Below are 13,460 nucleotides of genomic sequence, written 5' to 3'. Positions count from 1 at the left end.
AGGTTGATTTCATCTTATCTAACAAACCTTTCATTTCTCTCTCGTAACTATTACAAAAGTCTTGCAAATGTCTTTCTATAACGTTATTAATTCTTTAGAGAAAAAACAGAGAGTTCCGGCTTACTAAAAAAACGGAAGGGCATTCTCGTCGTACCAATACCACGATTTACGTACAGTTGTAGTGGTTTCATCTTCCCTTGTATTGAATACAGCCCTTCTACATATTGATTTGCTAGTGAGGTCGTGATGATTGGCCCAATAAACGGAAGTTGTACTTGTCCCCCGTGACTATGACCAGATAGTTGAAAATCGACTGGATATGCAAGAACTTTCTCTATTACATCAGGCTCATGCACGAGCAATATGTTAAAATCCTTTTCCCGGAGATGCTGAAGGGTTTGCTGCACTTTAGGCTTACCAAGTAAAAAGTCATCTAGTCCAGAAATGGTAATATAATCACCATTGTTTGCCTTAATTTTTTTCGTTTCATTGACTAACACAGTGAAACCAACTTCTTCCATATACTGTTTGTACAAATACCCTCCGCCTCCTCCGCGGTCATGATTACCAAACACCGCATATTTTCCAAGAGGAGCATGAATTTGTGACAAAATCGTTTGTGAGTCTTTTCTTTCAGAAGCATACTCTCCAAACTTATCAATTAAATCACCTGTAAACACTACAATGTCCGGTTTCAGCTCATTGATTTGATCAACTAGCATTTGCTGTTGTTTATGAGAAAAATGAGGCCCAAAATGTGTATCAGAAAACTGCACAATCTTTACACCTTGAAATCCTTCTGGAATATTTGAATTCTTAATATCGGTCCACGTGATAGACAATGATTTAGGTTCAAATTGAAATGCATATAAATAAGTAACGAGCGGAAAAATGAAGATTATAAGGAAAATGGCGCACATCCTCTTAAGTTTCCAGCGAAAAATATTCCCTTTTTGTTGTTCTATATTCACTTTCATACGTTCACCTCTGTATGTATCATAAAAGAACTACTATTTAACAACTGTTGTAGCATGTTTATGTTACAGATATTTGTCTTTTCGAGGATTCAAACAAAAAGGATTCGCTTGAACGCGAATCCTTTTTGTTACTTTTCATTTTATACTTTGCAAGCGTTGTATCTCCTATATCGCTATCCTTGTTTTTCGCTTTGTATTCTTCTGATGTATCTAGTGCATACTTATACGTTTGTAAAGATATACATTGAAAACTATTTTTAGCATATCTCATCTCATTCCCTGTATAAGAAATCTTTCCCTGTAATGTTTACGGGAAATATAATTACTATTCATAAAATAATAATATTATCGATTATTTATGGTTGATATGACCATATTTATATGCAATTTTGCATTTTCTAAATAAAGGTAAATAACATATAAAGCGCTATTAAATTATATTAAAAACATTTTTTTATCAAGTAATTCATATAGATCAATGAAAACCATTACATTTTATATTTAATTATCAGAGTATAATTATTTCACTTAGTAAAGTGATTTTTAATATTTAATTTTTTAGATATAATGTTTTTTCTAATAACAATATTTAATATTTATATTTTTGAATGTAAATATTAAAATTTTATTGTTTACTTATCAAAAACATAATGTTTAAATGAGGGCGTAAGGTCCTTACATTCTACGGAAGTAAATAATAACGAGAATTTCTTACTTTTAACACTCTATCCGAAAGAATTCTCCTTTCTGAAGTGCGCAAGGAAAGAATCAAGCGCTAAGTCGTTCAAAATGTATAAATAAGATTGTAAAAAGACAATAGTGAAGAGGTGTACGGAATGAAAAATAAAATAATTACAGGATTTTTAATAACATCCATTGTTACTGGGGCAGCTATTCCTATCAATACTCTTGCAACGCCAATCGCGCAGGCAGAAACGCAACAAGAGAACACAGATATTTCCTCATCATTACGAAAATTAGGTGCACAATCTAAATTAATCCAAACATATATAGATCAAGCTTTAATGAGTCCTAATGTACAGCTTATGGAAGTCCCATCTTTAAATACAAACCAAGATCTAATCAAGAAAGATATGAACGAATGGTCAACGGAACTTTATCCAAAATTAATTCTATTAAATTCAAAAAGTAAAGGATTTGCAACTAAATTTAATAGCTATTATCCAGCATTAAAAGCGTTTGTAGACAGTAAAGAAGATAAAGAGGGGTTTTTGGATAGACTTGAAGTTCTTCAAGACATGACTATGACGAACCAAGACAACGTACAACGTCAAATTAATGAATTAACAGATCTTAAATTACAGCTTGATACAAAACTTAAAGATCTCGATACTGATGTTACAAAAGCGCAGGGTGTACTAAGTTCAGATGGAACAGGAAAAATTAACCAGCTAAAAAATGAAATACTAAATACCCAAAAATCAATTCAAGATGATTTACAACAAATAGCGTTATTACCAGGAGCTTTAAATGAACAAGGGTTTGTTATCTTCAAAGAAGTCTATGATCTTTCAAAAAATATCATTGAACCTGCTGCTCAAACAGCGGTGGCAGCGTATAACAAAGGAAAAGAAATTAACAGCTCTATTTTAGAAGCAGAGAAAAAAGCAGAGCAAGAAGCGACAGAAAAAGGTAAATCTGCTTTAGAGATTGAATCGGCTAAAAAAGCAGCTCGTGAAGCAATTGAGAAAAGCAAACAAGCTGAAATAGCTGCAGCTGCAGTTGCAAAAACGAAAGAGTATGACCTTACGAAAGTTATTGACCCTAAACAAATTAAAAAAACATATAGTGCCTTCGCTGAAGTAAATAAACTAACAGCAGAGCAACGAGCACATTTAGCTGATTTAGAGACACAAAACCAAAAATTTTATGATTTAACAAAGAACCTAACAGTAGCAGATTTACAAAAATCAATGCTTCTTATTATGCAAAATGATTTACATACATTTGCTAATCAAGTAGATGTAGAACTTAACTTACTAAAACGCTATAAAGAAGATTTAAATCTAATCAAAAATAATATTACAAAATTATCTACTAATGTTGATACAACTGACCAGCAGTCTCAAAAAGATACATTAAGACAATTAAAAAATGTAACTAGTTATCTTGAAGAACAAGCCAATAAGTTTTAATATTACGAATCCAATGAGCATAATATAAAAATAATAGGAATCTATTGAAAAACTGAGAAGGAGAATATTTATGAAAAAACTTCCATTTAAAGTGTTAGCTGTAGCCACTCTAGCAACATTTATAACTGCTACGAACGGTAACACTATTCATGTACTTGCTCAAGAACAGACCGCTCAAGAACAAAAAGTAGGCAATTATGAATTAGGGCCTGAAGGGCTGAAGAAAGCATTAACTGCAACAGGATCTAATATTCTTGTAATGGATTTGTACGCAAAAACAATGATTAAACAACCAAATGTAAATTTATCCAATATTGATTTAGGTTCAGAGGGAGCAGAATTAATTAAAAATATTCACCTTAATCAGGAACTGTCACGAATCAATGCAAATTATTGGTTAGATACAGCGAAGCCAAAGATTCAAAAAACAGCACGTAATATTGTAAATTACGATGAACAATTTAAAAATTATTACGATATATTGGAAGCTGCTGTACAAAAGAAAGATAAAGCAGAGTTAAAAGAGGGCCTAAATGATTTAATCACTACAATTAATACAAATTCAAAAGAAGTTACAGAAGTAATTAAGATGTTACAAGACTTCAAAGCAAAACTGTATGACAATTCTACAGGGTTTAAAAATAATGTTGGTGGCCCAGATGGACAAGGTGGATTAACAGCACTATTAGCCGGAAAAAATGCCCTGATTCCACAAATTCAAGCTGAAATTGAGAAACTACGTTCTACTCAGACAGAGCATTTTAACAATGTATTAGCATGGTCAATTGGCGGTGGATTGGGAGCATTCATTTTAATTGCTGCAGCCATTGCAGGAACGGTAGTAATTGTTGTGACTGGCGGTACAGCAACACCTGCTGTTGTTGGTGGCCTTACGGCTCTAGGTGCAGCTGGTATCGGTTTAGGAACAGCTGCTGGTGTCACAGCGTCTAAACATATGGACTCCTATAACGAAATTTCTAAAAAAATCGGAGAATTAGGTACGAAAGCCGATCTTGCTAGCCAAGCAGTTATTTCGCTTACTAACGCGAAAGCAACTTTGACAGATCTGTATCAAACAGTGGATCAAGCAATAATATCTCTAACAGGTATCCAACAACAATGGAATAAAATGGGAGCCAATTATACAGATTTACATGATAATATCGATTCTATGCAAGAACATAAATTCTCTTTAATACTTGATGATTTAAAAGCTGCTAAACAAAGCTGGAGTGACATTCATAAAGATGCAGAATTCATTTCGAAAGACATCGCTTTTACACAAGAAGCAAAGAACTAAAAATCAAAACCTATATAGGAGGAATATGAAATGCTAAATAAAATCCCTTACAAAATACTTGCTGCATCAGTGCTTTTAACGATGACAACAACTTCTGTAGTCTCACCAGTAGCAGCTTTTGCAAGTGAAATTGAACAACCTAGCACTGGAGATATGTCCCTTTCAGCAAATGAAGGGAATATGAAAGAAGCTTTGCAAAAAGCTGGATTATTTGCAAAATCTATGAATGAATATTCTTATCTGTTAATTAATAACCCAGATGTGAATTTTGAAGGGATTACGATTAATGGGTATCCAGATTTACCTGCTAAAATTTTACAAGATCAAAAGAATGCTAGAGCACATGCTGTTACATGGGATACGCAAATAAAAAAACAGCTTTTAGATGCATTGACAGGCATTGTCGAATACGATACGACGTTTAACAATTATTATGACACAATAGTAGATGCTATTGATACAGGGAATGGAGATATTTTAAAAGAAGGGATTACAGATTTACGAGCTGAAATTCAACAAAACCAAAAGACTGCACAAGATTTAATAACAGAATTAACAAAGTTAAGAGATAATATTGGACAAGATGTTAGAGCATTTGGAAGCAATAAAGAACAATTGTACTCGATTTTAAAAACCCAAACAGCTGGGCTTGAGGACGATCAGAAACGTCTAGATGAAGTTTTGGGGCAAGTAAACTATTATAAAAAATTAGAATCTGATGGATTTACAACAATGAAGGTTGGCGTTTTTGGCCTATGGTGGATTGGTGGTATAATAGTAGGTACAGCAAGAGATAATTTAGGCAAGTTAGAGCCGTATGTAGCAGAAATACGTAAAACTGTAGATTCCAAAACAACATTAAATCGTGTAGTTGGAGTTGCGTATAATAATACTGATCAGATGCATAAGACGATTGATAATGCTATTAATGCTCTTACTTATATGTCCACGCAATGGACTGATTTAGATAATCAATATGCTGGAGTACTGCAACAGATTGATAAGGCAGCTGGAAAAGCTGATCAAAATAAATTTGGCTACTTAAAACCTACCTTGAAGACAGCTAAAGGTCTTTGGAACACATTACACGAAGATTCAGTCACAATAAAAGAAGGGATAAAAGAATTAAAAGTGCAACCTGTTACCCCGCAAAAATAAGGAAATATCAGTTCTGTTACAAAGAATCTAGGATTACATTGTTAAATATTCATACAGCAATTAATAATTCCTTATATAAAAGCGAAAAGGCGGAGTCTGATTACAGACTTCGCCTTTCACTTTTATATAAGTTTCATCCAAATGCCAAGATAGCCGTGCCGTTTTGCTTATTTTTAAAACCTTTACAACAGAACCTGTTCATTTCATAATGTTTTATCCCCCACCTATCTTCTTTGCTTCTTTCTCAATCTTAAAGTAGGGTCTTGCTGTCCGTTAATGAGAGATCAAATTCTACTCTGTATTACTTTTCATTTTATCCCCTTCAAACGTTTTATCTCCTATATCGTTATCCTTGTTTTCTGCTTTGTATTCTCCGGATCTATCTAGTTTGTACCTATACGTTTAGAAATATTTTTAGCATATCTCATCTCATTCCCTATAGAAGAAACTTTCCCCTGTAATGTTTACGCGAAATATAATTACTATTCATAGGATAATAATATTTTGGATTATGTATCGTTGATATGGCCCTATTTATATGCAATTTTGCATTTCCTAAATAAAGTAAATCAACATACAAAGCACTATTTAATTATATTAAAAACATTTTTTATCAAATAATTCATATGGATAAATGAACATTATTATATTTTTGATTTAATTATCAGATTATAATTACTTCACCTAGTAAAGTGATTCATAGTATTTCATTTTTTAGCTATAATGTTTTTCTTTACCGTAATATACAATATATAAATTTAATAATATATATGGTGAAATTTTATTATTTACTTCTTAAAAACATAATGTTTAAATGAGGGCATAAGGTCCTTACATTCTATGAAAGTACATAATAACGAGAGTTTCTTAAGCTTAACATTCTAACAAATATTCAACAACAATGGGAGCCAATTATAAAGATTTACTTAATCATATCGCCTCTATGCAAGAACATAAATTCTCTGTAATATTTGATGATTTAAACACTACTAAACAAAGTTGGAATGATATTCATAAAGATGCAGAATTCATTTCGAAAGACAGCGCTTCAAAAGAAGAATAGAACTTACAATCAAAACCTATATAGGAGGAATATGAAATGATGAAAAAACTCCCTTACAAACTACTCGCTGTATCGACGTTTTTAACTATAACAACAACTTATGCAGTCACACCAGTAGCAACTTTTGCAAGTGAAATTGAACAAACTAACAATGGAGATATGTCTCTTTCAGCAAATGAAGAACAGATGAAAAAAGCTTTGCAAGATGCTGGGGTATTTGCAAAATCTATGAATGAGTATTCGTATTTGTTAATTCATAATCCAGATGTGAGTTTTGAAGGAATTACTATTAATGGGTATGCAGATTTACCTATTAAAATTGTACAAGATCAAAAGAACGCAAGAGCACATGCTGTTACATGGAATACGAAAGTAAAAAAACAACTTTTAGATACATGGACAGACATTATTGAATACGATACAAAATTTGAAAATTACTACGGAACATTAGTAGAGGCGATTAATACAGGGAATGGAGATGCTTTAAAAACAGGGATTACAGATTTACGGGGGGAAATTCAACAAAATCAAAAGTCTGCAAAAGCATTAATAGAAGAATTAACTAAATTAAAAAACGATATTGGAGAAGATGTCAGAGCATTTGGAAGCCATAAAGAGACCTTGCAATCGATTTTAAAAAACCAAGGTGCTGATGTGGAAACTGACCAAAAGCGTTTAGATGAAGTTTTAGGACAAGTAAACTATTATAAAAAATTAGAATCTGATGGATTAACAATGGTGAAAATCCCTTTTATTCCCACGTTGATTTCTGGTGGTATAATGATAGGTACAGCAAGAGATAATTTAGGCCGATTAGAGCCTACATTAACAGAATTACGTAAGACTGTAGATTATAAAATAACATTAAATCGTGTAGTTGGAGTTGCGTTTCATAATATTAGTGATATGCATAGTACGATTGATAATGCTATTACTGCTCTTACTTATATGTCCACGCAATGGGATGATTTAGACTCTCAATATTCGGGCGTACTGGGACATATTGATAAAGCAGCTCAAAAAGCTGATCAAAATAGATATAAATTCTTAACCCCTAACTTGAATTCAGCTAAAGACAGTTGGAAAACATTAAGAACAGATGTTGTCACATTACAAGAAGGGATGAAAATTGCAGAGAAAAAAGAACAGGATCTCATGAATCAGCTTCGTCCATCAAACGTTTTCTACTTTTATAAAAAAATTCATAACGCATACACATTTGAAATAAAGACTGGAACAAATGCACCAAATGCGTCTTATAAAGTTATGAATTTAACTAAAAACACTGTTCATAACATGTGGAGTGGAGGACCAAATACAAGCATGTGGGCTGACTGGCTTTCATTCAATCCAAAAGATGAATTTGCGGTGGTAGCAGTAGTGGATGGGAAAGAATACATTGTATATAAAGACAAAGTAGAAAATATAATGAACTGAACCCGAAAATTTAGACAGAAAAAATTGTTGTAATTTATTATACTTTACGTCGAAAAAACGAAGTTTGGTTGTTGCAAACTTCGTTTTCGTTTATATAGAGCATGAAGGGGTACGGAAACATCGCCATCAAGCTAAGGAGCATGAGATACCCCATGCCTATCAACCTAACAGAACATGATTTAAAAATCCTACACACCGCTACTTGCTTTCTCCTTTTGTTTTAAACATTGCATGTGGCAGGAAAGGTTTTTTTTGTCGGTTACATCTTTTTCAAGCTTACTGCTTATTCAAAGTCTGCAAAACGATGCAAATTTATCTTTTCTCCAATCATAACTAAACCATCTCCCTCTTGCACAACTTCATCTGGGGAAGGAGAAATATTGATTCTGCCCTTACTTTTAATGGCAATGACATTTAAATTTAATTTTGCTCGAATATCCAGCTCTTTCAGACTTTTCCCTGACATGTTAGGAGGGACTTTAATTTCTTCAATATTATAATCCTTGGCGAGTTCAATAAAATTAAGAACATTCGGTAGCATAAGCTGATGTGCTACACGTTCTCCCATGTCCCACTCAGGAAATACGACCCAGTCCGCGCCTACCTTCTCTAACACTTGGCCGTGTCGTTTATTAAGCGCCTTGACTACAACTTTGTTTACTCCTAATTCTTTTAGTACTAAAACCGTTAAAATACTTGCTTGAATGTCATTTCCAATTGCGACAATGACTGTATCAATGTTCCGAATGCCGATTGCTTTTAATGCCTCTTCATCTGTCGCATCAGCGATCACAGCATGGGTAGCAGCATCCTCAAGCTCATTTACACGTTTTTCCTTGCTATCTATTGCCAATACTTCATGTCCTGCTTCGACTAATGTATTTACAATACTTGAACCAAACCTTCCGAGTCCAATGACTGCGTATTGTTTTTTCATATTCCTATCGCTCCTCTAAGGATGAATGAACACCTAACCAATCATAATTTTTCCTTTCGGATAACTGAACGGATCTGAATTTCTTCGCAGTGTAACGGCAAAAGCGATGGTCAATGGTCCTACTCTTCCTGCAAACATCGTTAAAGTAATGATAATTTTTCCAAGAGGAGATAATTCAGGGGTCAGTCCCATAGAGAGACCTACCGTTCCAAAAGCAGAAGTTGCTTCAAAGAGAATCATTAAAAAATCTTTTCCTGGCTCTGTTATTGTTAGCAGCATGGCAGCGATTATAACGATAGACAGCCCAGCTAACATAACGGTAAGTGATTTATAAATTGTATCGTATGCAATTCTTTTTCGAAAAAAGATCACGTCTTCTTTTCCTTTTATTTGCGAACGTACTGCCCCTAAAAGGATTGCAAATGTAGTTGTTTTGATTCCTCCACCCGTAGATCCGGGAGAAGCCCCGATATACATGAGAATAATCATAATAAAAAGGGTTGAATGGTGTAAATCTGAAATACTTAGCGTATTTGCCCCAGCTGTTCTTGGTGTGATAGCTTGAAACAAAGAAGCTAACCATTTACCAAACATGGATAACGGTTGTAACGTTTTTGGATTATGAAATTCCAACAAGAAAATAAGAATCGTTCCTCCTATTACTAGCAGGGAGCTTGTAAAAAGAACGACCTTCGTATGTAAGGAAAAGCGCCCAATTTGTCTATATTCATATACCTCATTCATAACAATAAAACCAATACCGCCTAATGTAATCAACGCACAAACTACCAATGTAACAATTGGATCTTCTACATACTCAGTTAAGCTTTTAAACTCTCCCATTATATCGAATCCTGCGTTATTAAAATTTGAAACGGAATGGAATATCCCGTAATACATAGCCTTAGAAAGCGGCATATCAAACGCAAAACGAATCGCTAGTAAAATCGCGCCAATCAATTCAATCACGACTGTAAAAATAAGAATTCTCTTTGCCAAACGGACAATACCGGAAATGGATAAATAGTTCAACGCCTCTTGTAATAACAGCCGTTCTTTCAAAGAAATCCTTTTTCCTAACAAAACAGCAAAAAAGATAGCAAACGTCATAAATCCTAAACCGCCTACTTGAATAAGAAACAATATAACGAGTTGGCCAAACAAAGTGAAGGTTGTTCCGGTATCCACTACGACAAGCCCAGTTACACATGTAGCAGACGTAGCTGTAAACAATGCATTTAACCAAGGAAGACCTTGACCATCTGTTGTTGCAACCGGAAGAGTTAACAGGAGCGAACCGATGAAAATAATGAAAGCAAATCCTGCTACTAACGTTTTCGGAGGATCCATATAAATTATTTTTTGTTTGTTCTTCATAGTTGTTTCTCCTATACATTTTTTTAAGGAAAACTGCTCTTTTATTCTTTCTTCACATTAAATACCTAACATATATGTAAATAGTTGATAAGATAATGGAGATAATCATCACAGGAAAGCCAACTATTAAATATTTCATAAAAGAGATATGATGACCTTGTTTTGCCGCTAACCCAGCTACTACTAAATTGGCACTTGCTCCAATCAGAGTTCCATTACCACCTAAACACGCCCCTAGCGACAAACTCCACCATAAGGGCTCTAAATTCGTTATTCCAATTGAACCCATTTCTTTTATCATAGGAATCATTGTTGCTACAAATGGAATATTATCCACAAAAGCAGAAACAATCGCACTCATCCATAAAATTAAGAGCGTTGTCATTTTCACCTCTCCGCCGGTTAGAGCCATAGCTTTTTTTGCTACCATTGCTATAAGTCCTGTTTCCACCAATCCACCAACTATAACGAATAAACCGATAAAAAAGAAAAGAATTGTCCATTCAACTTTTTCTAATGTCCTATCTAAATACTTGTCACCGGTCATCAGCAACAGGAGAAAAGCTCCAAATAAGGCGATTGTAGCCGTTTCAATATGAATAAATTGATGAAGAAAAAAACCGCCAATTGTCACTGCAATCACAAAGAAACACTTTTTTAACAGCTTTGCATCTTTAATCTCGTTTCTTTCATCCTTGTTCAGTAATTCGTTTATTAAATCAGGAGTTGTTTTTAGCTTTTTTCTATAAATGAGAGTAAATATAACAAGAGACACTAATAAAATAACAAAGCTAATAAATGTTAAATTATTCATGAACGCAAGAAATGTTAGTTCTTTTACAGCACTACCAATCATAATATTGGGCGGATCTCCAATCATGGTGGCAGTACCGCCGATATTCGAAGCGAAAATTTGGGTAATTAAATAAGGAGTAGGATTTACCTTTAGTTGCGATGTGATGCTTAATGTAACTGGAACGATGAGTAAAACTGTCGTGACATTATCTAAAAAAGCGGATGCGAGGGCAGTAATCAGTCCGAGCACAAAGAGAAGTCGAATTGGATTTCCTTTCACCTTTTTCGCAGCCCATATAGCAATGTATCCAAATACACCTGTCTGAGCAGTAATCGATACAATAATCATCATCCCAACTAACAAACCAATTGTATTAAAATCAATATGATGAATAGCTGTTTTTTGATCGATAACCCCAAAGACCACCATCATGATTCCACCTAACATAGCAATAAGCGTACGGTGGATTTTTTCCGAAATAATCCCAGCGTATGTAATCAAGAAAATCCCTAGTGCTATAATCGCTTTCGTTTCCACGTTTATCCTCCATAATCTTTGTATGTACTTTATTGTAACGATTGCTGTATTTTTTTATGCACAAAAAGAACCCTGCTACTAAACAGGGTTAAAAAAAAACACTTCTTAAACAAACGTCAAAAAGTCTACATTTGTATATGGAATTTCACGTTCAATCCGGTACTGTAAATCTTGCAATGTATATTCATATACTTCATTTTGAAATCCGCTAGAGAGCTTTACACAGCTTTCTTCTTTTCCTCTAAAATACTGCATTGCTTCTTTGACTTTTGCGTTCATGTTATATACCTCTTCTCTTCTTTTCCGTGTACATTTCCTTTATCTCTTTTAACAAAGTGACACTTTCATTTTTATGACAAAAAAATCCAAAATTTCCACAGTACACACACGATAAAAATGAGTGAATAATCACTGAAATCTAATCTTGGTCCCTTCTTCACATGCATCTCTAACAACGTATGAATAAAATTTCCTTCCTTATACTTTTGAATGCTTTTCATTGCATACCTATGAATCAGAAATTGTAGTACTGTGAAACCGGTAGCCAATATTAAAAAGAAAAAAAGAAAATCAATCATAGAAATCCTCCTTATTTCTTTGTTAGCTCCCTCTTACCTTTCACTTCTTTCCTATTTCAAAAAATTCCTCCTCTGTCCACTCACATATAGGCATTTACCCACATACATTAAAGTAAATGTATTTTGGGAGGTGTCATACATTGCGAAAAATTCTAGCGTGTTTTTTAATTGTTTTTCTTACTGCCTTTACATTTATTGCATGTAATAAAAAAGAAGAAAGTGCAAAGGTAGAGAAAGTGCGCGTTGGTGAGGTGACACATTCATTATTTTATGCTCCGTTATATGTCGCGATGGAAAAAGGATTTTTTAAAGATGAAGGACTCGAAGTTGATCTGCAAACAACTGCTGGCGGCGATAAAACGATGACAGCTTTATTATCAAATGGCATTGATATCGCGCTTGTCGGTTCAGAAACGTCTATTTATGTTCATGCGCAAGGGGCAAAAGATCCGGCAATTAACTTTGCACAATTAACACAAACAGATGGAACATTTCTCGTTTCTCGCAAAAAGTTGGATTCTTTTAACTGGAATGATGTGAAAGGCGCAACTTTCCTCGGTCAGCGTAAAGGCGGGATGCCACAAATGGTTGGGGAATACGTACTGAAAAAGCATGGAATTGACCCGCACAAAGATACAAATTTAATTCAAAATATCGAATTTGCGAATATCGCGAATGCCTTTGCGTCTGGCACTGGTGATTTCGTACAGCTCTTTGAACCGACTGCTAGCATTTTCGAGAAAGAAGGGAAAGGTTATATCGTTGCTTCCTTTGGCGTTGAATCTGGAACTGTTCCGTATACAACCTTTATGGCAAAAGAAAGCTTCTTAAAGAAAGATAAAAGGGTTGCCGAAAAATTTACACGTGCTATTTATAAAGCACAGCAATGGGTCGATACACATAGCCCAGAAGAAATTACAAAAGCTGTTGAACCACGCTTTAAAGATACGTCAAAAGATATTATGGTAAAAGTCATTGATCGTTATAAACAACAACATTCATACGCAACGAATCCATTGTTAGACGAGGCAGAATGGAAACAACTACAAAGCATTATGAAAGAAGCTGGCGAATTACCGAAAGAAGTGCAACATAAAGAGTTAGTAAACACATCCATTGCAGAAAGCGTTATTAAGAAATAGTG

The 13,460-nt window shown here is 34.2% G+C and carries 11 protein-coding genes and 1 pseudogene; 6 read left to right on the top strand and 6 right to left on the bottom strand.

The genetic code is table 11. The annotated features are described in order from the left end of the window. Positions 1 to 86 precede the first annotated feature (86 nt). Positions 87 to 977, bottom strand: coding sequence for a metallophosphoesterase (locus WAZ07_RS18700; RefSeq protein ID WP_413788916.1), 891 nt, complete (start codon positions 975 to 977; stop codon positions 87 to 89). Between the two features lie 836 nt (positions 978 to 1,813). Between WAZ07_RS18700 and hblC the strand changes: the two genes are divergently transcribed. From hblC to hblB, 5 genes and pseudogenes are all read left to right on the top strand, one after another. Continuing rightward, entirely contained in the window at positions 1,814 to 3,133 is a 1,320-nt protein-coding gene (gene hblC, locus WAZ07_RS18695) for a hemolysin BL lytic component L2 (RefSeq protein WP_336473642.1), read from the top strand. Between the two features lie 70 nt (positions 3,134 to 3,203). Next, positions 3,204 to 4,433: a hemolysin BL lytic component L1 gene (gene hblD / locus WAZ07_RS18690; protein ID WP_336473641.1), complete on the top strand. Its 1,230-nt coding sequence runs from the start codon at positions 3,204 to 3,206 to the stop codon at positions 4,431 to 4,433. A 30-nt stretch (positions 4,434 to 4,463) separates the two neighbouring features. Continuing rightward, on the top strand, positions 4,464 to 5,591 hold the full coding sequence (hblA, locus tag WAZ07_RS18685; RefSeq protein WP_336473640.1) for a hemolysin BL binding component B: 1,128 nt from the start codon (positions 4,464 to 4,466) through the stop codon (positions 5,589 to 5,591). Positions 5,592 to 6,489: 898 nt separating this feature from the next. Beyond that, positions 6,490 to 6,654: pseudogene (locus WAZ07_RS18680) on the top strand (hemolysin BL lytic component L1); the annotation flags it as partial. Positions 6,655 to 6,690: 36 nt separating this feature from the next. Further along, positions 6,691 to 8,091, top strand: coding sequence for a hemolysin BL regulatory component HblB (hblB, locus tag WAZ07_RS18675; protein WP_336473639.1), 1,401 nt, complete (start codon positions 6,691 to 6,693; stop codon positions 8,089 to 8,091). A 283-nt stretch (positions 8,092 to 8,374) separates the two neighbouring features. On the opposite strand, the gene WAZ07_RS18670 is transcribed toward hblB, so the two are convergent. The 5 genes from WAZ07_RS18670 to WAZ07_RS18650 all read right to left on the bottom strand — a co-directional run bounded on the left by WAZ07_RS18670 (position 8,375) and on the right by WAZ07_RS18650 (position 12,316). Continuing rightward, positions 8,375 to 9,028 (bottom strand): potassium channel family protein, encoded by a 654-nt coding sequence (locus WAZ07_RS18670; RefSeq protein WP_336473638.1) that lies wholly within the window; start codon positions 9,026 to 9,028, stop codon positions 8,375 to 8,377. A gap of 33 nt (positions 9,029 to 9,061) precedes the next feature. Beyond that, positions 9,062 to 10,405 (bottom strand): TrkH family potassium uptake protein, encoded by a 1,344-nt coding sequence (locus tag WAZ07_RS18665; protein ID WP_336473637.1) that lies wholly within the window; start codon positions 10,403 to 10,405, stop codon positions 9,062 to 9,064. A 52-nt stretch (positions 10,406 to 10,457) separates the two neighbouring features. Next, complete coding sequence (locus tag WAZ07_RS18660) at positions 10,458 to 11,738, bottom strand: ArsB/NhaD family transporter (RefSeq protein ID WP_336473636.1); 1,281 nt, start codon at positions 11,736 to 11,738, stop codon at positions 10,458 to 10,460. Between the two features lie 105 nt (positions 11,739 to 11,843). Beyond that, entirely contained in the window at positions 11,844 to 12,017 is a 174-nt protein-coding gene (locus WAZ07_RS18655) for a hypothetical protein (protein ID WP_170857732.1), read from the bottom strand. A 71-nt stretch (positions 12,018 to 12,088) separates the two neighbouring features. Beyond that, positions 12,089 to 12,316 carry a hypothetical protein gene (locus tag WAZ07_RS18650; protein ID WP_336473635.1) on the bottom strand — a complete coding sequence of 76 codons (228 nt, stop codon included), beginning with the start codon at positions 12,314 to 12,316 and terminating at the stop codon, positions 12,089 to 12,091. 140 nt (positions 12,317 to 12,456) lie between these two features. On the opposite strand from WAZ07_RS18650, the gene WAZ07_RS18645 reads away from it, so the two are divergent. Continuing rightward, positions 12,457 to 13,458: an ABC transporter substrate-binding protein gene (locus tag WAZ07_RS18645; RefSeq protein ID WP_336473634.1), complete on the top strand. Its 1,002-nt coding sequence runs from the start codon at positions 12,457 to 12,459 to the stop codon at positions 13,456 to 13,458. Positions 13,459 to 13,460: the final 2 nt, after the last annotated feature.

Origin of the sequence: Bacillus bruguierae (assembly GCF_037104725.1) — a bacterium.
Lineage (GTDB): Bacteria > Bacillota > Bacilli > Bacillales > Bacillaceae_G > Bacillus_A > Bacillus_A bruguierae.
This window is presented reverse-complemented; position numbering and strand designations above follow the sequence as displayed.

What these genes read in the sequence shown, in the direction of transcription:
- WAZ07_RS18655 (WP_170857732.1), bottom strand. Translation starts at nt 12,017, where the DNA reads ATGAACGCAAAAGTCAAAGAAGCAATGCAGTATTTTAGAGGAAAAGAA.
- WAZ07_RS18650 (WP_336473635.1), bottom strand. Translation starts at nt 12,316, where the DNA reads ATGATTGATTTTCTTTTTTTCTTTTTAATATTGGCTACCGGTTTCACA.
- WAZ07_RS18700 (WP_413788916.1), bottom strand. Translation starts at nt 977, where the DNA reads ATGAAAGTGAATATAGAACAACAAAAAGGGAATATTTTTCGCTGGAAA.
- WAZ07_RS18670 (WP_336473638.1), bottom strand. Translation starts at nt 9,028, where the DNA reads ATGAAAAAACAATACGCAGTCATTGGACTCGGAAGGTTTGGTTCAAGT.
- hblB (WP_336473639.1), top strand. Translation starts at nt 6,691, where the DNA reads ATGATGAAAAAACTCCCTTACAAACTACTCGCTGTATCGACGTTTTTA.
- WAZ07_RS18665 (WP_336473637.1), bottom strand. Translation starts at nt 10,405, where the DNA reads ATGAAGAACAAACAAAAAATAATTTATATGGATCCTCCGAAAACGTTA.
- hblC (WP_336473642.1), top strand. Translation starts at nt 1,814, where the DNA reads ATGAAAAATAAAATAATTACAGGATTTTTAATAACATCCATTGTTACT.
- hblD (WP_336473641.1), top strand. Translation starts at nt 3,204, where the DNA reads ATGAAAAAACTTCCATTTAAAGTGTTAGCTGTAGCCACTCTAGCAACA.
- hblA (WP_336473640.1), top strand. Translation starts at nt 4,464, where the DNA reads ATGCTAAATAAAATCCCTTACAAAATACTTGCTGCATCAGTGCTTTTA.